Raw genomic sequence first — 17036 nt, 5'->3', positions numbered from 1 at the left:
GGCCAGCAGCGTGGCCGATCCCCGTTCACCCGACGCCGGGCTCGGGAGCCGCGGCCGCCTCGGCGGACACCGTGAACCCCGGCAGCACCGTGGCTGCGCTGACCCGAGCCACCACCAGACCGCCGTCCTGACCGACATGCACCACCGCGCCCGACGGAGCGACCCGGCGCGCGGCGGCCGTCGCCTCCTCGCTGTCACCTCGGGCGGCCAGGCGGGCGGCTTCACGCGCGGCGTCGATACAGCGGATCTGTACGCCCACCGCATTGAGGCCGCCGACGCACAGCACCAGGACAGCCACCAGCGACGCGACCGCGAACGCGGCCTCGACGGTGACCGCACCCCGGTCATCTAGACGTTGGTGTTCAGGGCCCGGCTGATGATGTTGGTCAGCGCACTCACGATCGAGTCTCCGGTGACCACGGTGTACAGGATCGCCCCGAACGCCGCCGCGGCAATCGTCCCGATCGCGTACTCGACGGTGGACATTCCTGATTCGTCGAGCACCAACAGCGTCGCCCTGGCGTTTGCCCACCGAATCATGTTTCCTGCCATGGTTTTTCCTTTCTTTGCGATGTGTGTTCACAACAGACCTGAACCCAGTACGTCACCGGCCAGGCCGGCAACCACAGGTATGACGCCCAGACACAGAAACGCCGGCAGATAGCACAGCCCGAGCGGACCGGCGACCAGAACGGAGGCGCGTTCCGCGACCGCGTCGGCCGAGGTGGCGGCGTCGTGCCGCGTCTGGACGGCCAACTCCGCCACCCCGTCGGCCAAGGCACTGCCCGAGGCTGCCGAGCGGCGGGCCAGTCGCAACAGCGCTTCAGCGTTCTTGTCATGGGGCACAGCGGCATCTGCTGCCGCCCAGGCCCTGGCCGGGTCCGCTCCGAGTGCCAGGAGTTCGGCCGCGCGGCGCAGCAGCGGCGCCAGTGCCGGTGGGGCTGATGGGGTGACGGCCGCAGCCGCCGTCGACACCGCCATCCCGGCGGCCAGGCAGGCAGCGAACAAGTCGAACGTCGAGGCCGCGGCCAGCGGATCGTCAGCCCGCACCGGATGCAGGCTTGCCCGCCGCACCGGCGTGGGTACAGCACGGTTGCGTACGCGGGCCGGATCCGCTCCGACAAGTATGGCGGTGGCGAGAAACAGTGCTGCCCAGCTCATCTCAGCGCCTGTTCGGTGATCCGGTCCGACCACATCAAGCCGGCGCACGCCAGTAGGACTCCGATGACCAGCAGCCATCCGCCCACTCCCGCACCACACAGGAAGGCCAACGGCCGCGCACCGATCAACTGGCCCAGCGCGATCCCGGCCACCGGCAGCCCGGCGAGCACCGCCGCCGTCGCCCGCGGACCCGCCATCGCCGCTTCGACGTGTGAGGAAAAGCGTTCACGCTCAACGATGTCGCGCTGCGCGGTGCGCATCAGCGTGGCGATGGAGAGTCCATGCGCGTGGGCCAGGCGCCAGCAGGAAGCGAGCCGCTCCCAGTGCATCGGCATCTGTGAGCCTGCCGCGACATCGTCCAACCCGGCCGCGACGTCGGCTCCCAGGCGCGCCCGGGCGGCGACGGCACTCATGCCGTGATGAACCGGCCCGGCCACTTCGCCGGCCGCAGTCGCGAAAGCGGTCACCGGATGCACTCCGGTGCGCAGTTCACCCACCAACACGTCCAAGGCAGCCTGCAGTGCCCCGGATTCCTGTTGTCGCTGCCGCCGGGCCGCGCGGCGCCGACGGCGTATCGCCACAGTGCCCACCACCACCGCCGCGGCCAGGGCGACCGGCAACGGAACCAGCCAGGCCACAATGACACCCACCGGCACCACGACCGGCGTTGCACGCACCCGGCGCCGGACCGGTGAATCCACCCGCAGCAGCGCGGCCGCCCGCCGGGGTGTGGCCGGCCACAGCAGCAGTGCGGCTGCCAGTGCCAGTGCACTCGCCGTCACGGCGCCACCCGATGTTCGATGAGGGCATTGAGAGCGTCTGCACCACAACCCAACCCGGTATCGGCATGCCAGGCCGTCACCACCTCCAGATCATCGCGGGCGGCTCGGCGCAGCACAGCGATCTCGGCGAGCCGGCGCTGCCCGGCACCGTCGCGCCCGACGTGCAGCAGGATCTGCACGGCCGCCGCCAGCTGACTGACCAGCGCGGCGCGGTCCAACCCGCCGAGCGCACCGAGTGCCTCCAACCGGGCCGGGACCTCCGCGGGACTGTTGGCATGCACGGTGCCCGCCCCACCGTCATGCCCGGTGTTGAGCGCGGCCAGCAGGTCGACGACCTCGGCCCCGCGGACCTCACCGACGACGATGCGGTCCGGACGCATCCGCAATGCCTGCCGGACCAGCTCGCGCACGGTGACCTCGCCGACGCCTTCGACGTTGGCGCCCCGGGCCACCAGCTTGACCAGATGTGGGTGCGGCGGGGCCAATTCGGCAGCGTCCTCGACGCACACGATGCGTTCATGGTCTGGGACGGCGCCGAGCGCGGCGGCCAAAAGGGTGGTCTTCCCGCATCCCGTGCCGCCCGAGATCAGAAACGCCAGCCGGGCGCGGATGATCGCCCGCACGAGGTCGGCGGCCTGCGGTGGGATCGCCCCGGACCGGGTGAGGGTGTCGAGATTCTGGGTAGCCGGGCGCAACACCCGCAGCGACAGGCAGGTGCCCGCGGCGGCGATCGGAGGCAACACCGCATGCAGGCGTACGGCGAACGGTCCGATGCCGGTGAGCTGACCGTCCACCCACGGCTGCGCCTCGTCGAGCCGGCGCCCGGCCAGCAGCGCCAACCGCTGGGCCAGCCGGCGGACCGCGCCTTCGTCGGGGAAACAGACTGCGCTGCGGTGCAACCCGCTGCCGTCATCCACCCACACCGCATCGGGGGCGGTCACCAGGACATCGGTGGTGGTCGGCGCGCACAGCAGTGGCTCCAGGATTCCGGCTCCGGTCAGCTCGGTCTCCAGCAGCCGTAGGTTGCTCAGTACCTCGGTGTCCCCGAGCAGGCCGCCCGACTCGGCCCGGATCGCCGCGGCGACGACGCCCGGGCTGAACGGAGAGGCTTCGGCCACCAACCGTTCACGCACCCGATCGATCAGCGAGGCGCTCATGCCGCGCCCGCCTCCTGCGCAGGATGACCGGCGAGCACCGACAGCACCCGCCGTGCCGCCGAACCCAACGGCGACCGCGGCCGCACCCGCAACCCGCCGCGCTCCAGAATCTCGGCGATGCCGGCCTGTGGTCGCATCGCGGCCAGCAGGGGCAGATCCACGATGCGGGCCACCTCGGCAGCCCGCAGCCCTCCCGGCGATGGGCCCCGCACCACGACACCGGCATTCGGATTACAGGCCAGCACCCACGGTCGCGCGGCCGCCGCCGCGGTACACGATCGCACATCGGCGGGCGTCACCAGGACCACCAGATCGGCTGCGTCCAAGGCGGTTTCGGCCGCTTCGGTGGCGCGCCGGGGCACGTCGCACACGACCGTGACACCGCCGCGGCACCCCGCGTCGACGACTGCGCCCAGCGGCCCGGCCTCGATGTCGGTACCGGAGCGCCCGCTGGAGAGCACGCTGACCCCGTCCCGGCGGGGCAGCGCGTCACGCAACGCCGGATAACCCAACCGGCCGCCCTGCAGAGCCAGATCCGGCCAGCGCAGGCCGGCCAGGTCCTCGCTGCCCGCCACCAGATCGATCCCCCCACTCCACGGGTCTGCCTCGACCAGCAGCGCGGCCGGCGCCGACTGCGCCAATGCCACCGCGAACACCGATGCCCCGGCACCCCCGCGTGCGCCCACCACGGCCACCACCGGACCCCGGCCGGCATCGTCGTGGCAGGCGGCTTCGGACAAGGCCGCCACAAGGTCGGCGTCCTGGGCGGGAAGCGTCACCACGTGTTGTGCGCCGACGGAGATCGCGGCCTGCCAGTCGCCCGGCCGTGGGTCGTCGTGACCGACCAGGATCACCCGGGTGCGCCGGGGCAGCGTCCGGGCGGCGCACCGCTGCGCGGCCGGAGAGTCGAGCAGGACCGCGGCCGCCGCCACCCAGGCCTTGCGCCCGGACGGCTCGTCGACGACGACGAGACCGACGCCGGCGGCCGCGGCCACCCGGGACACGTCCTCACGCAGCAGTGGGTCGCCGATCAAGGCCAGCACGGTGCCGGTCGGGGTGATCGAGGGGTTCGGGACGGCCATGTGCCCACCCTGCGGGCAACCCCGCGCCGGGCACCATCACGAATTCACGGATTGTGGATGAAATGCGCGCTGGGGATGAACCGCGGTCCGCGAACGTACCGACCAGGTCCAGTGAAAATACGGTTCCGCAACCAACGAGGCTCGGTCGCCGAGGATTCTTCCCCTAGAAAAGGGACGACCCCCGCCAGGGGGGGAGGAGGCGGAGGTCGTCGTGTATCAGCCCCGGGGGGTCGGGCTGATACACCCTCGGCATAAGCCGAGTAATGCTCACTATACACACGGAACTGCCAAAACATGCAAGAGACACCCGTGCGGGCTACCAACCGGGATTCGGGGAGTCACGCCCGAAAGAATGTGTCGTGAACTGCCATTTTGCACTGGCAGTCGGATAAGACGATGCACCTGCCTCTATGCTGGCGCTTGTGACCGCATCCGATCGGGCTGCCGGGGAGTTGATGGCACAGCAATCCGGACCGCGCGACGGTCGGCCGGTGCGTACGGCGGCCTTCTTCGACCTCGACAAGACCGTCATCGCCAAGTCCAGCACGCTTGCTTTCAGCAAACCTTTCTTCAGCCAGGGGCTGCTGAACCGGCGCACCGTTCTCAAGTCGACGTATGCCCAGTTTCTGTTCTTGATGTCGGGCGCCGACCACGAGCAGATGGACCGGATGCGCAGCTACATCACCAACATGTGCACGGGGTGGGATGTCGAACAGGTCAAGTCGATCGTCGGCGAGACGTTGCACGACATCGTCGACCCACTGGTGTTCGCCGAGGCGGCCGAGCTGATCGCCGACCACAAGCTGTGCGGCCGCGACGTTGTGGTGGTGTCGGCCTCGGGCGAGGAGATCGTCGCGCCGATCGCCAGGGCACTGGGTGCCACCCACGCCATGGCCACCCGGATGGTGGTCGAAGAGGGCCGCTACACCGGCGAGATCGCCTTCTACTGCTTCGGCGAGGGCAAGGTCGAGGCGATCCGCGCCCTGGCCGCACGCGAGGGCTACGCCCTCGACCACTGCTATGCCTATTCGGATTCGATCACCGACGTTCCGATGCTCGAGTCCGTGGGCCACCCCACCGCGGTCAATCCGGACCGGGGACTGCGCAAGGAGGCCGCCTCGCGCGGCTGGCCGGTGCTGACCTTCACCAGGCCGGTGTCGCTGCGTGACCGGATTCCGGCACCGTCGGGGGCCGCGGTGGCCACCACTGCGGCCGTCGGAATCAGCGCCCTGGCGGCCGGCGCACTGACATATTCACTCCTTCGCCGCTTCACTTCCTGACCTACCGCACGTAGTAGCTGACACCCCGGCGTAACGATCAGAAGTCAGGCGCATTTCACCCTTGCTGTGACCGTGGTCACGTAGTACAAAGGAACCACGGAAGCTTGGATGAGGCCAAGGTGTAGCCGGAAGAGAAGGCTAGATCTCCCGAACCGGGCTCCCCAGCACGGGTCCCGGCACCCACGCGGAGCACATGCCGCGGAATAGGCAAAAGTGTTGCGGGCCTGCGTGATTGCGAAGAGCGGACGGCACCGACGGTCCTTTGGGTAGGGTTGCAGCCGAAGCGCATTGCAAGGACGCCGAGGCCACCCACGTAACCCATCTGGCACGCTTGGTAACCGGTATCCGTGCTAGCGGGCGACGAGCCGAAACATCGTTTCGGAACGTCGCCCGCTTTCGTTTGCTGAGAGCCCTGTGACCGGGAGCGTCAACCGGCTGCCGACTGGGCGATCTGCAGCGCTTCCCGCGCTCCGCCCTTCAAGGCCTCACTACTCAGCAGCAGCCATGCGGTCAGCCCGTCGGGTGTGCCCGAGGCGAATCCTCGTGCGGCAGCCCGGTACTCCCCCGACTTCCGCATCCAGTGCACCTCGGGAACCCCGAGCCCGTGCGGGTCCAGCCCGCTGGCGATCGTCACCAGGCGCGAGACCGCGCGGGCCACCACGCCGTCGGCGGTGCCGAACGGAGCCAGGCTGAGTAGTTCGCCGTGCGCGACGGCGGCCAGCACGGGGGCGGGAACCTTGGAGCCGCCGGCCAGGATCTCGGTCAGCAGCTCGAGACGACGACCGACGTCGGGATCGGTCCGCGGCCGGCCCAGATGCTCGTCGTCGGTGAGGTCGGCGGCGGCCAGCGCGTGCAGCCTGGCCAGTGCCTGCATCGGGGCCCGCTGCCACACCCCGACCAGCGCGGTGGCGCCGCCTTCGAGCGCCTCGGCGACCCGGATGGCGCCCGCGGTCACCGCGTCGGGTTCACCGTCGGCGGACAGCTGGACGGCCCCACCGTCGAGCACCGCCGAGGCCCGCGCCGCCCGCAGGGCAGCTTCGGCAGCGGTCTGCGGCCAGCCGCGCAGATTGAACTTGTGTCGATGCGCCCGGCCCAGGGCCTCACGCGCCTCGTCGCTGGCCGCAGAAACACCGGGCAAGTCGACCAGCGGTGCGAGTGGATCGGTCATAGCCGAAACGCTAGCCGACCGCTGAACGTCATCTCGCCGACCGTTGGGCGCATCAAGACCGCCGCCCGGCAGCCGCCATGTGATGTCCCAACGCCGCTGCAACGTTTGGTGACTAGGCTCACACGCATGTCAAACGCCCCAGCGACGTCTACCGAAGTTCCGTCAGCCTATCCGCCGCCTGCCGATTTCGCGGCCAACGCCAACGCGACGGGTGAGTTGTACGCCGAGGCCGAGCAAGACCGGCTGGCGTTCTGGGCCGCCCAGGCCAACCGGCTGAGCTGGCAGACCCCGTTCAGCGAGGTACTCGACTGGTCGGAGGCACCGTTCGCGAAGTGGTTCGTGGGCGGCAAGCTCAACGTCGCCTACAACTGCGTCGACCGTCACGTCGAGGCGGGCAACGGCGACCGGGTCGCGATCCACTGGGAGGGTGAGCCCGTCGGCGACGCCCGCGACATCACCTACGCCCAACTCAAGGACGAGGTCTCCCGAGCGGCCAATGCCCTGACCGCACTCGGCCTGACCGCCGGCGATCGCGTCGCCATCTACATGCCGATGGTGCCCGAGGCGATCGTGGCGATGCTGGCCTGCGCGCGACTGGGCGCCATGCACTCTGTGGTGTTCGCCGGTTTCTCCGCCAGTGCACTCAAGGCACGCATCGAGGATGCCCAGGCCAAGCTCGTCATCACCACCGACGGCCAGTACCGGCGCGGCAAGGCCGCCTCATTGAAGGATGCCGTCGACGAGGCCGTCTCGGACCAGCCGTCGGTCGAGCACGTACTGGTGGTGCGGCGCACCGGAATCGACGTGAACTGGACCGACAGCCGCGACCTGTGGTGGCACGAGACCGTGGATACCGCCTCCACCGATCACACCCCGGAGTCGTTCGACTCCGAGCAGCCGCTGTTCCTGCTCTACACCTCGGGCACCACCGGCAAGCCCAAGGGCATCGTGCACACCTCGGGCGGCTACCTCACCCAGGCGGCGTACACGCACTACAACGTTTTCGACCTCAAACCCGAGACCGACGTGTACTGGTGCACCGCCGACATCGGCTGGGTGACCGGGCACACCTACATCACCTACGGACCGCTGGCCAACGGCGCCACCCAGGTGGTCTACGAGGGCACCCCCACCTCACCGACCGAGCACCGCCACTTCGAGATAATCGAAAAGTATGGCGTCACAATCTATTACACCGCGCCGACGCTGATCCGCACCTTCATGAAGCTGGGCCGTCAGATCCCGTCCGCGCACAACCTGTCCAGCCTGCGGCTGCTCGGCTCGGTGGGCGAGCCGATCAATCCCGAGGCCTGGCGCTGGTACCGGGAAGTCATCGGCGCCAACAAGACTCCGATCGTGGACACCTGGTGGCAGACCGAGACCGGGGCCATCATGATCTCGCCGCTGCCCGGTGTGACCGCAGCCAAGCCCGGCTCGGCGATGACTCCGCTGCCCGGCATCTCAGCCAGGATCGTCGACGACGAAGGCACCGAGCTGGTACCCGGCGCCGACGAAGCCGAGCACGTCACCGGCTACCTGGTGCTGGACAAGCCGTGGCCGGCGATGCTGCGCGGCATCTGGGGTGACCCGCAGCGGTTCAAGGAAACCTACTGGTCACGCTTCGCCGAGCAGGGCTGGTACTTCGCCGGTGACGGCGCCCGCTACGACTCTGACGGCAACATCTGGGTGCTGGGCCGCATCGACGATGTCATGAACATCTCGGGGCACCGCATCTCGACCGCCGAGGTGGAGTCGGCCCTGGTCGGGCACTCCGGGGTGGCCGAGGCCGCAGTCGTCGGCGCCAGTGACGACACCACAGGACAGGCCATCTGCGCGTTCGTGATCCTGAAGGCCAGCGCGCACGGCGGTGCCGACACCATGATCGACGAGCTGCGCGCCCAGGTGGCCACCGAGATCTCCCCGATCGCCAAGCCGCGGGAGATCCACGTGGTGCCCGAGCTGCCCAAGACCCGCAGCGGCAAGATCATGCGCCGGCTGCTGCGCGACGTCGCCGAGGGCCGTGAGCTCGGTGACACCTCGACGCTGGTGGACCCGAGCGTGTTCGAGGCCATCCGCGCCAGCAAGTAACTCCGCCGAGCAGACGCAAAACTGCCCCTTTTCGCTTGAAAAGGGGCAGTTTTGCGTCTGCTGGCGCTAGGAAATCGGGACGAAACCCGTTCCCGGTCGGTTCTTGGCGGTGATGTCCGCCAGCTGCGTGTTGAACGACATCGTCACGGCCGGCGTGTGCAGCGGCACGAACTTCACCACGCAGGTCGGCAGTTCCTCGGAGTAGGCGCCGTGAATCATGCCGACCAGCCGGTTGTTGACGGTCACCGGCGCACCCGAGTCACCGGGCTGCCCGCACACCTGGTTGACGATGGTGCCCGGGTCCTTGCCCGGACCCCATGTCACGCCACACGAATATCCCGTGGTGCGCCCGAGCTTGCACGCGATCTCACCGAACGCCGGATCCGGCCCCAGGCCGTCGATCTGAAACCCGTTGACGTTGTTGGTCGGGGTCACCTTCGCCGGGTCGAACTGGATGACCGCGTAATCGAGGCCATCGTTACCGGCCACCATCGTGCCCAGCACCCCCGCGCTGTCGGCGCCTTCAGCCGACACCGTGGCACCCGGTCCGCCGCAGTGCGCCGAGGTGAAACCGATGAGCCGGCCGGCACTGTCGTGCCCGATCGTGGTGAGCGTGCAGAACGCATCGCCGTTGACCACGATGCCCGAGCCGCCGCCCAGCACCACCGGCGGATCAGCATGCGCCGGGGCAGGGGTCAGCATCGCCACGATGCCGATGACGGATGCACCAATGAGCCACTGCCAGCGGTGTCTGCTCGTCAAGAGTCCTCCGATCGACGCGCCCGACCCGCGCAAGTCAAGAATGAGGTCAGTCTACTAAGACGCGGATGTCGGCCGGGATCGTTAACGGGTTCGCCGCATGGCAACATGAACGCCATGAGCACAGGCGACCGCAGGGACGGCGTTCCGACGACGGTGACCTCGATTCCGCTCGTCGACCCGCATGCCCCCAAGCCGGACCCCTCGATCGGCGACCTGGTCAAGGACGCCACCGCGCAGGTCTCCACCCTGCTGCGCGCCGAGGTGGAGCTGGCCAAGGCCGAGATCACCCGAGATGTGAAGAAGGGCCTGACCGGCAGCGTGTTCTTCATCGCCGCGCTGGTCGTCCTGTTCTACTCGACCTTCTTTTTCTTCTTCTTCCTGGCCGAGCTGCTCGACACCTGGCTCTGGCGCTGGGTTGCCTTCCTGATCGTGTTCGGCCTCATGGTGCTGACCACCGGGGCGCTGGCGGTGTTCGGCTTCCTGAAGGTGCGACGGATCAAGGGTCCCCAGCAGACCATCGAATCGGTCAAGGAGACACGCGAGGCACTGACGCCCGGCCACGACAAGGGCGCCCTCCCGGCCGTCCAGACCAAGTCGGCCACCGACCCGTCAGGCTGGTAATGCCCCCACCCGACCCGTCGATCGCCAGGATCGAGGGGCCATGGCGGCATCTGCAGGTGCACGCCAACGGCATTCGCTTCCATGTCGTCGAGGGCGAGAGCTCGCAACCCGACCGTCCACTGGTCATCCTTCTGCACGGGTTCGGCTCGTTCTGGTGGTCGTGGCGTCACCAACTCACCGGACTGACCGGAGCCCGGGTCGTCGCGGTCGACCTGCGCGGCTACGGCGACAGCGACAAACCACCGCGCGGTTACGACGGCTGGACCCTGGCCGGGGACACCGCCGGACTGGTCCGGGCGCTGGGACACAAGACCGCGACGCTGGTCGGTCATGCCGACGGTGGCCTCGTGTGCTGGGCGACGGCTGTGCTCCACCCTCGCGTGGTCAACGCGATCGCCCTCGTCAGCTCACCGCACCCGGTGGCTCTGCGGGCCTCCACACTGACCCGCCGGGACCAGGGCCGGGCCCTGTTGCCGTCGATGCTGCGCTACCAACTGCCCGGGTGGCCCGAACACGCGCTGACCCGGCACGACGGCGCTGAGTTGGAGCGCCTCATCCGCAGCCGGGCCGGGGCCAAATGGCAGACCAGCCAAGACTTCTCCGACACCATGGGCCATCTGCGCCAGGCCATCCAGATTCCGGGAGCCGCGCACTGCGCACTGGAATATCAGCGGTGGGCGGTTCGCAGCCAACTGCGCGGCGAGGGTCTGCGGTTCATGCGCTCGATGAAACGCCCGATCAACGTGCCGGTGTTGCACATGCGCGGCGACGCCGACCCGTATGTCCTCACCGACCCGGTGCACCGGACCCAACGTTATGCGCCGCACGGCCGCTACGTATCGATCACGGATGCAGGGCATTTCGGCCATGAGGAACAGCCTGAGGCGGTCAACGAGCAGCTGGGCCGCTTCCTGGCCCAGCTGCACGCCAAGTGATCAGGAGTTGATGCACGTCCCGGTTGCCACCCGCTGGGTGTTGCCGACCTTGGCCAGCTGACGCTCGACTTCCTTGGCGGTCAGCACGAACCCGGTGTCGGCGTCGTCGACTGCCGCACCGAACACCACGCCGAGCACCTTGCCGGCCCGGTTGATCATCGGGCCGCCGGAATTGCCTTGCCGCACTGTGCCCCTGACCGTGTAGACCTCACGGGTGACGGTGGTGCTCCGGTAGATGTCGGGTCCGTTGAGCTCGATGATCTCGCGCACGCGGGCCGGGGTGGCCAGGAAGTCACCACCGCCCGGGTAACCCATCACCACCGCGTCGGTGCCCTTGGGGGCCGGTTGTTCGGCGAACTGCAGCGGTGTGATCGGCAGATTCGGGACATCGAGGATCGAGATGTCGGCGTTGGGGTCGTACGACACAACGCCCGCGTCGTAGGTCTTGCCGTCGGCCTCGATGGTCACGCTGTCGGCGCCGGCCACCACGTGGGCATTGGACATCACGCGATTGGGCGCGACCACGAACCCGCTGCCCTCCAACACCTTCTGGCAGCTCGGTGCGATACCGCGGATCTTGACCACGCTGGGCCGGCTCGTCGTCACGATGGGATCGGTGGCCAGCGAGGCGTCGGGGGCGTCGACGTTGACGATCGGGGTGCGGCCGAACGGTTCGAGCACATCGGGCAGCCCGGAGGTGTCCAGCAGCGCCGACAACCGGTTCGGGACGGAGCGCATCCAGTCCGGCGCCACCTTGTCGACCTCGGTCAGCACCCGCGAATTCTTCACTGCCGCAGCCAGATTGGGCTGATCAGAGGAGGTCAGCAGGCTACCGAGCAGCCACGACGCGACCAGGACCGCGACCAGCATCAGGCTGACTCCGACCACCGAGTCCAACGCCCGGAACAGGCGGTTGCGGATGGTGCCGCGCACGGCACGGCCAAGCACCACACCGGCGATCTCACCGATCACCACGAGCGCGAGGATCAGGAACAGCGTCGCGAACAGCTTGGTGCGGTCACCGCTGACGTGCGGGATCACGTGCGGCGCCAACAGCACGCCTGCCACCGCACCCAGCACCACACCGATGAACGACAGCAAGGAACCGAGCGCGCCGGAGCGCCAGCCTGAGATGGCTGCGACGAAGCCGATGCCGAGGATTGCGAAATCGAGCCAGACCGAGGGTGTCATCTATATCCACTTCAACATGGGGCTTCACCGTAACCGTTGTCATGCCCGACGAGGGCCATTGCGTCATCGAGTCCGCGGACGTCCTCGGTGTTCCAGGGCTTGGCCCAGCCCGCGACGTCGAGGATCGCCGAGATGACCTGGCCGGTGAAACCCCACACCAGCATCTCGTTGAGGAGAAAGGCCGGCCCGGCGAACCGACGGGTGCTGGCTTCCCGACACACCATGATCCGGTTCTCCGGATTGATGAAGGCCCGCACCGGAACCCGTGCCACGACGGCGGTCTCGGATTCGTCGACGACGGCCACCGGGCCCGGGTCGGGTGAATACGCCAGCACCGGGACCACGTGGAACCCCGACGGCGGGATGAACATCTTCTCCAGAGTGGCCAGCGGGTACAGCCGGCTGGTGTCGATGCCGGTCTCCTCCCACGCCTCGCGGAAAGCCGTGCCGACGGGGCCCTGGTCGCCGGGATCGGTGGCGCCGCCGGGGAACGCGGCCTGGCCGGCGTGGTGGCGCAGTGTCGAGGCGCGGACCGTCACCAGCAGGTCGGCGTCCTCGGGAAGGAGTGGGGGTGCGCCCTCGGGCGGGCCCGAGAACAGCACCAGCACCGCGGCGTCGCGCAGAGCGCCGGCCTGGGCGGCTTGGTTGTTGGCTTCGACGATGCCGGCCAGTACGTCCGGGGGCACCCGCCGGCGATAGGCGTCGGGCACCCGGTCGAGGTTGTCGACCAGCGGCTTGAGCCATGCCGGGGCGGCATCCGGGAACAGCCCGTCGCGCGTCGATCTCACCCCGGGTGCTCCTATCGGCTAGAGCGGATCTTCTCGTCGACCGCCGCCGCGATCTCGTCGGCGCTGACGAACGAGCGGGGCAGGGTCCCGGCCACGCTACCGTCCGCGCGCAGTACCACCGTCGCAGGCATGACGTTGGGCACCTTGAGCGCGGCCGCGACCAGCCGCCGGCCGTCCTGCAGCGTCGGCAGCCGCACTCCGAGTTCGGCCAGCCGCACCAGCGCCGCGGTCTCGTTCTCGTCCTGGTGCACGGTCACCACCAGCACATCGTCACCGACCCGGCGTTGGTATTCGGCCATCGCCGGCAACTCGTCGGCGCACGGCCCGCACCAGTAGGCCCACAGGTTGAGCACCACGGTCCGGCCCGCGAGCGCGGACGCCACGTCGACGGGCTTCCCGTCACCTGCGCAGTCCAGGGTGATGCCGCGCAGGGCTTCCGGACCCTCTCCGGTCCCGGGGCCCGGGCACGGCGGCAGATCCGCGCGGGCCCGGGGCCCGGCGAGGGCCTCGGGGGTATCGGCGTCGCGGTGATCACGGGAGGTGGACTGCCCCGCCCCGGCCTGCGGTGCCGGCTCGTCGCGCAATTCCATCCAGAGCGCGGTACCCAGCGCCACCAAGACCACCAGGACCACCACGGTCCAGCGGGCCGATCTACTCATCTGGGTTCACAGCCCGGCCAGCGCCAGCAGATGCTCGGTCTCGGGACCCTTGACCAGGGCCGCGGCGGTCTCCGGATCCGTGGGCCCGAGCCCGAACGACGGGCAGTCCTTGGCCAGCACACACACCCCGCACGCAGGCTTGCGGGCGTGGCAGACCCGGCGCCCGTGGAAGATCACCCGGTGGCTCAGCAGGGTCCATTCCTTGCGTTCGATGAGCTCACCGATCGCGAACTCGACCTTGACCGGATCCTCCTCGGTCGTCCAGCGCCAGCGCCGCACCAGCCGCCCGAAGTGCGTGTCGACGGTGATCCCGGGGATGTCGAAGGCATTACCCAGGATGACGTTGGCCGTCTTGCGCCCCACCCCCGGCAGAGTCACCAGGTCTTCGATGTTGTCGGGCACCTGGCCGTCGAACCGGGCCACGAGCTCCTGGCCGAGCCGGATCAGCGAGTTGGCCTTGTTCCGGTAGAAACCGTTCGGCCGGATCAGCTCCTCCATCTCGGTGCGATCGGCCTGCGCGTAGTCCAGCGCCGTGCGGTACTTCTTGAACAGGGCCGGGGTCGTCAGGTTCACCCGTTTGTCAGTGCTCTGCGCCGACAGGATGGTCGCCACCGCCAACTCCAGCGGGTTGGTGAAGTCCAGCTCGCAGTAGACATGCGGAAATGCTCGGGCCAGTTCACGATTCATCCGTCGAGCCCGACGCACCAGGCCCAGGTGGGTTTCGGTGTCCCACTTCTTGGACCGGCGCGTTTTCCCTGTTGGGGCGGCAGCCGCAGTCACGACAGTCAGCGTACTGACCTCGACGGACATACCGTGGCGCGGACCGGTGATGATTCGTGACCCCGCTGAGACCTGCGCCGTGTTAACTACTGCCTTGTGTCGTGGTTGCTGGTAGCGCTCATCCCGGGGTTGCTCATGCTGGCGGCGTTCGGGCTCGAGCGACTCGAATCGGGGTTGGACCGAAAACCGGGCCCGGCGGCGGCCGTGATACCACGGGTCAAGCCGGTGATCATCGACCTCGATAGTGAGCGTTTGCCGACGCGGTACTACGAGCCGCAGGCCATCAATACCGGGTTTCCTGCGTCTCGACCTGTCAATCGTGTGTAGCGTGGGCTAGTCGCGAAACCGCGTACCTCTAGACTGAGCAGGAAGTATCAGTAAGAGGACAACACACCCAATAGCTTAAGGGGCAACGTGGACGAGATCCTGGCCAGGGCCGGAATCTTCCAGGGCGTCGAACCGACCGCCGTGTCGGCGCTGACGAAGCAGTTGCAGCCCGTCGACTTCCCGCGCGGGCATACAGTCTTCGCCGAGGGCGAGCCCGGCGACCGCCTGTACATCATCATTTCCGGCAAGGTGAAGATCGGCCGCCGGTCACCGGACGGTCGCGAGAACCTGCTGACCATCATGGGTCCGTCGGACATGTTCGGCGAGCTGTCGATCTTCGACCCGGGGCCTCGTACCTCGAGCGCCACCACCATCACCGAGGTGCGCGCTGTGTCGATGGACCGTGATGCGCTGCGCGCGTGGATCGCCGACCGTCCCGAGATCGCGGAGCAGCTGCTGCGCGTGCTCGCACGCCGTCTGCGTCGCACCAACAACAACCTGGCCGACCTGATCTTCACCGACGTTCCCGGCCGGGTGGCCAAGCAGCTGCTGCAGCTGGCCCAGCGGTTCGGAACCCAGGAGGGCGGGGCGCTGCGCGTCACGCACGACCTGACGCAGGAAGAGATCGCCCAGCTCGTCGGCGCGTCGCGCGAGACCGTCAACAAGGCACTGGCCGATTTCGCCCACCGCGGCTGGATCCGGCTGGAGGGCAAGAGCGTGCTGATCAGCGACTCTGAAAGGTTGGCGCGGCGCGCCCGCTAGTTTTTCCGCGAAACGGTATTCCGGCAGCATTCGTTCGAGCAATCGGCTGCCGGAATACCGTTTCGGCGTTTACTCAGCTCCGCAGGTAATCAAGTTGAGCTTGGACGCTCTTCTCGGCGGCATCCCAGAGTTTCTGGTCGACGTCGGTGTAGACGTGCTCGACGACCTGTCGCGCCCCGGCGTCGTCCCCGAGTTCTCTCAGCGCTGCCCGTACCTGGTCCAACCGCTCCTCGCGGTGGGCCAGGTACATCGCGGTCACCGCCTGAAGATCGGGAAGGTCCGGTCCGTGCCCGGGAAGCACCGTGCGGGCGCCGAGACCTTGCAGCCGGTGCAGGGATTCCAGATAGTCGCGCAGGCTGCCGTCCTCGGTGTCGATGACGGTGGTGCCGCGGCCCAGCACGGTGTCCGCGGTCAACACGGCGTCGTCGAGCACGAACGACAGTGAATCCACGGTGTGCCCCGGGGTGGCCATCACCTTGATCCGCAAGCCCGCGGCGTCGATCACCTCGCCGTCGGTCAACGGGCCGCCCAGGCCACGCAGGAAACCGCTGCCGACTGACCGGACGGTGGCGCCGGTCAACTCAACGAGCTTGTCGATTCCGCCGGTGTGGTCCTCGTGCTTGTGACTGATCAACACCAGCGCGACGGTGCCCAGTTCGGCGATGCGGGCGATGTGCGCCTCATCGTCGGGCCCGGGGTCCACGACGACCATCTCGTCGCTACCAGGGCCGCGCAGCACCCACGTGTTGGTGCCCTCCAGGGTCATGAGCCCAGGGTTGTCACACAGCAGGACCGAGGCCGATCCGGTCACGGGCCTCAGCAGCCCGTAGGCCGGGTGTTGGGTCACGCTGGCACTCACACGGTTTCGACGATGATCTCGACTTCGACCGGCGCGTTGCGCGGCAGTTCCGACACGCCAACGGCTGAACGCGCGTGAGCGCCTGCTTCACCGAAGATCTCACCGAACAACTCCGAGGCGCCGTTGATGACGCCAGGCTGCCCGCTGAACCCGGGCGCGGAGGCGACGAACCCGGTCACTTTGACGATCCTGACGACGGAGTCGATGCCCACCAACGCGTGCACCGCTGCCAGCGCGTTGAGTCCGCAGATCCGGGCGAGCTCCGCGCCCTGCTCGGGGCTGACCTCGGCGCCGACCTTGCCGGTGGCCTGCAGCTCGCCGCCCTGGATCGGCAGTTGACCAGCGGTGTAGACCAGGTTGCCGGTCCGGACCGCGGGCACGTAGGCGGCCAGCGGCGCGACCACGTCGGGCAGTTCGATCCCGAGTTCGGCCAGCCGTCCGCTCACGGTCACTTCGGCCGCTTCAGGTAGGCGACATGCTGTTCGCCGGTCGGGCCGGGCAGCACCGAGACCAGCTCCCAGCCGTCATGTCCCCACTGGTCGAGAATCTGTTTGGTGGCATGGGTCAACAACGGCACCGTGGCGTACTCCCACCGGGTTGGTTCGCTCATGGGCTGAGCTTATCGGTCGGACGC

The 17036-nt window shown here is 68.5% G+C and carries 20 protein-coding genes; 5 read left to right on the top strand and 15 right to left on the bottom strand.

The window, feature by feature from the left end; all coding sequences use genetic code 11:
- Positions 1 to 25: 25 nt before the first annotated feature.
- Genes ACZYZ7_RS17025 through ssd form a run of 6 tightly spaced genes read right to left on the bottom strand, consistent with a single transcriptional unit; the run spans position 26 to position 4182 of the window.
- Positions 26 to 298, bottom strand: coding sequence for a TadE family type IV pilus minor pilin (locus tag ACZYZ7_RS17025; RefSeq protein WP_450072372.1), 273 nt, complete (start codon positions 296 to 298; stop codon positions 26 to 28).
- Positions 299 to 348: 50 nt separating this feature from the next.
- Entirely contained in the window at positions 349 to 552 is a 204-nt protein-coding gene (locus tag ACZYZ7_RS17020; RefSeq protein WP_463741379.1) for a DUF4244 domain-containing protein, read from the bottom strand.
- A 27-nt stretch (positions 553 to 579) separates the two neighbouring features.
- On the bottom strand, positions 580 to 1161 hold the full coding sequence (locus tag ACZYZ7_RS17015; RefSeq protein ID WP_463741378.1) for a type II secretion system F family protein: 582 nt from the start codon (positions 1159 to 1161) through the stop codon (positions 580 to 582).
- Positions 1158 to 1943, bottom strand: a complete 786-nt coding sequence (locus ACZYZ7_RS17010) for a type II secretion system F family protein (RefSeq protein ID WP_450072369.1) — start codon at positions 1941 to 1943, stop codon at positions 1158 to 1160. The genes ACZYZ7_RS17015 and ACZYZ7_RS17010 overlap by 4 nt, the downstream gene beginning before the upstream one ends.
- On the bottom strand, positions 1940 to 3100 hold the full coding sequence (locus tag ACZYZ7_RS17005; protein ID WP_450072368.1) for a TadA family conjugal transfer-associated ATPase: 1161 nt from the start codon (positions 3098 to 3100) through the stop codon (positions 1940 to 1942). Before ACZYZ7_RS17005 ends, ACZYZ7_RS17010 begins: the two co-directional genes overlap by 4 nt.
- Positions 3097 to 4182, bottom strand: a complete 1086-nt coding sequence (gene ssd, locus ACZYZ7_RS17000; RefSeq protein WP_463741377.1) for a septum site-determining protein Ssd — start codon at positions 4180 to 4182, stop codon at positions 3097 to 3099. The genes ACZYZ7_RS17005 and ssd overlap by 4 nt, the downstream gene beginning before the upstream one ends.
- 422 nt (positions 4183 to 4604) lie before the next feature.
- Here ssd and ACZYZ7_RS16995 point away from each other — a divergent pair, with 422 nt between their 5' ends.
- On the top strand, positions 4605 to 5462 hold the full coding sequence (locus ACZYZ7_RS16995) for an HAD-IB family hydrolase (protein WP_463741376.1): 858 nt from the start codon (positions 4605 to 4607) through the stop codon (positions 5460 to 5462).
- Between the two features lie 427 nt (positions 5463 to 5889).
- On the opposite strand, the gene ACZYZ7_RS16990 is transcribed toward ACZYZ7_RS16995, so the two are convergent.
- The gene (locus tag ACZYZ7_RS16990; RefSeq protein WP_135459085.1) at positions 5890 to 6630 is read right to left on the bottom strand and encodes a Fic family protein; all 741 of its coding nucleotides are present in this window, start codon (positions 6628 to 6630) and stop codon (positions 5890 to 5892) included.
- Between the two features lie 126 nt (positions 6631 to 6756).
- Between ACZYZ7_RS16990 and acs the strand changes: the two genes are divergently transcribed.
- The gene (acs, locus tag ACZYZ7_RS16985) at positions 6757 to 8718 is read left to right on the top strand and encodes an acetate--CoA ligase (RefSeq protein WP_463741375.1); all 1962 of its coding nucleotides are present in this window, start codon (positions 6757 to 6759) and stop codon (positions 8716 to 8718) included.
- Positions 8719 to 8784: 66 nt separating this feature from the next.
- Here the strand turns inward: acs and ACZYZ7_RS16980 are convergent, their stop codons facing one another.
- The gene (locus ACZYZ7_RS16980) at positions 8785 to 9420 is read right to left on the bottom strand and encodes a S1 family peptidase (RefSeq protein ID WP_450072444.1); all 636 of its coding nucleotides are present in this window, start codon (positions 9418 to 9420) and stop codon (positions 8785 to 8787) included.
- A 174-nt stretch (positions 9421 to 9594) separates the two neighbouring features.
- Here ACZYZ7_RS16980 and ACZYZ7_RS16975 point away from each other — a divergent pair, with 174 nt between their 5' ends.
- Together ACZYZ7_RS16975 and ACZYZ7_RS16970 are read left to right on the top strand one after the other, a co-directional pair.
- Positions 9595 to 10101: a phage holin family protein gene (locus ACZYZ7_RS16975; RefSeq protein ID WP_450072365.1), complete on the top strand. Its 507-nt coding sequence runs from the start codon at positions 9595 to 9597 to the stop codon at positions 10099 to 10101.
- Positions 10101 to 11036 (top strand): alpha/beta fold hydrolase, encoded by a 936-nt coding sequence (locus tag ACZYZ7_RS16970; RefSeq protein ID WP_463741374.1) that lies wholly within the window; start codon positions 10101 to 10103, stop codon positions 11034 to 11036. The genes ACZYZ7_RS16975 and ACZYZ7_RS16970 overlap by 1 nt, the downstream gene beginning before the upstream one ends.
- Here the strand turns inward: ACZYZ7_RS16970 and marP are convergent, their stop codons facing one another.
- From marP to nth, 4 genes are read right to left on the bottom strand one after another with little or no spacing between them, the layout of a single operon-like run.
- Positions 11037 to 12227, bottom strand: coding sequence for an acid resistance serine protease MarP (gene marP, locus ACZYZ7_RS16965; protein WP_135459093.1), 1191 nt, complete (start codon positions 12225 to 12227; stop codon positions 11037 to 11039).
- Positions 12228 to 12238: 11 nt separating this feature from the next.
- A complete protein-coding gene (locus ACZYZ7_RS16960; protein ID WP_463741373.1) occupies positions 12239 to 13015 on the bottom strand; it encodes an NUDIX hydrolase in 777 nt (258 codons plus the stop codon).
- An 11-nt stretch (positions 13016 to 13026) separates the two neighbouring features.
- Positions 13027 to 13674, bottom strand: a complete 648-nt coding sequence (locus ACZYZ7_RS16955; RefSeq protein WP_450072362.1) for a TlpA family protein disulfide reductase — start codon at positions 13672 to 13674, stop codon at positions 13027 to 13029.
- A gap of 6 nt (positions 13675 to 13680) precedes the next feature.
- Positions 13681 to 14361 carry an endonuclease III gene (gene nth / locus ACZYZ7_RS16950; protein WP_463741426.1) on the bottom strand — a complete coding sequence of 227 codons (681 nt, stop codon included), beginning with the start codon at positions 14359 to 14361 and terminating at the stop codon, positions 13681 to 13683.
- Positions 14362 to 14868: 507 nt separating this feature from the next.
- On the opposite strand from nth, the gene crp reads away from it, so the two are divergent.
- Positions 14869 to 15543, top strand: coding sequence for a cAMP-activated global transcriptional regulator CRP (gene crp, locus ACZYZ7_RS16945; protein WP_003883807.1), 675 nt, complete (start codon positions 14869 to 14871; stop codon positions 15541 to 15543).
- 73 nt (positions 15544 to 15616) lie between these two features.
- Here the strand turns inward: crp and ACZYZ7_RS16940 are convergent, their stop codons facing one another.
- Genes ACZYZ7_RS16940 through ACZYZ7_RS16930 form a run of 3 tightly spaced genes read right to left on the bottom strand, consistent with a single transcriptional unit; the run spans position 15617 to position 17012 of the window.
- Positions 15617 to 16402, bottom strand: a complete 786-nt coding sequence (locus ACZYZ7_RS16940; protein WP_450072361.1) for an MBL fold metallo-hydrolase — start codon at positions 16400 to 16402, stop codon at positions 15617 to 15619.
- Positions 16399 to 16854: a RidA family protein gene (locus ACZYZ7_RS16935; RefSeq protein WP_135459106.1), complete on the bottom strand. Its 456-nt coding sequence runs from the start codon at positions 16852 to 16854 to the stop codon at positions 16399 to 16401. The genes ACZYZ7_RS16940 and ACZYZ7_RS16935 overlap by 4 nt, the downstream gene beginning before the upstream one ends.
- The gene (locus ACZYZ7_RS16930) at positions 16851 to 17012 is read right to left on the bottom strand and encodes a DUF4177 domain-containing protein (protein WP_018603531.1); all 162 of its coding nucleotides are present in this window, start codon (positions 17010 to 17012) and stop codon (positions 16851 to 16853) included. Before ACZYZ7_RS16930 ends, ACZYZ7_RS16935 begins: the two co-directional genes overlap by 4 nt.
- Positions 17013 to 17036 lie beyond the last annotated feature (24 nt).

It is taken from the genome of Mycobacterium sp. IDUB_17 (assembly GCF_055419465.1).
The sequence above is the reverse complement of the archived record's forward strand: the minus strand, read 5'-3'. Positions and strand labels throughout refer to the sequence as shown.

What these genes read in the sequence shown, in the direction of transcription:
- ACZYZ7_RS17020 (WP_463741379.1), bottom strand. Translation starts at nt 552, where the DNA reads ATGGCAGGAAACATGATTCGGTGGGCAAACGCCAGGGCGACGCTGTTG.
- ACZYZ7_RS17015 (WP_463741378.1), bottom strand. Translation starts at nt 1,161, where the DNA reads ATGAGCTGGGCAGCACTGTTTCTCGCCACCGCCATACTTGTCGGAGCG.
- ACZYZ7_RS17005 (WP_450072368.1), bottom strand. Translation starts at nt 3,100, where the DNA reads ATGAGCGCCTCGCTGATCGATCGGGTGCGTGAACGGTTGGTGGCCGAA.
- ssd (WP_463741377.1), bottom strand. Translation starts at nt 4,182, where the DNA reads ATGGCCGTCCCGAACCCCTCGATCACCCCGACCGGCACCGTGCTGGCC.
- ACZYZ7_RS16990 (WP_135459085.1), bottom strand. Translation starts at nt 6,630, where the DNA reads ATGACCGATCCACTCGCACCGCTGGTCGACTTGCCCGGTGTTTCTGCG.
- acs (WP_463741375.1), top strand. Translation starts at nt 6,757, where the DNA reads ATGTCAAACGCCCCAGCGACGTCTACCGAAGTTCCGTCAGCCTATCCG.
- ACZYZ7_RS16980 (WP_450072444.1), bottom strand. Translation starts at nt 9,420, where the DNA reads ATGCTGACCCCTGCCCCGGCGCATGCTGATCCGCCGGTGGTGCTGGGC.
- ACZYZ7_RS16975 (WP_450072365.1), top strand. Translation starts at nt 9,595, where the DNA reads ATGAGCACAGGCGACCGCAGGGACGGCGTTCCGACGACGGTGACCTCG.
- ACZYZ7_RS16970 (WP_463741374.1), top strand. Translation starts at nt 10,101, where the DNA reads ATGCCCCCACCCGACCCGTCGATCGCCAGGATCGAGGGGCCATGGCGG.
- marP (WP_135459093.1), bottom strand. Translation starts at nt 12,227, where the DNA reads ATGACACCCTCGGTCTGGCTCGATTTCGCAATCCTCGGCATCGGCTTC.
- ACZYZ7_RS16955 (WP_450072362.1), bottom strand. Translation starts at nt 13,674, where the DNA reads ATGAGTAGATCGGCCCGCTGGACCGTGGTGGTCCTGGTGGTCTTGGTG.
- nth (WP_463741426.1), bottom strand. Translation starts at nt 14,361, where the DNA reads ATGAATCGTGAACTGGCCCGAGCATTTCCGCATGTCTACTGCGAGCTG.
- ACZYZ7_RS16930 (WP_018603531.1), bottom strand. Translation starts at nt 17,012, where the DNA reads ATGAGCGAACCAACCCGGTGGGAGTACGCCACGGTGCCGTTGTTGACC.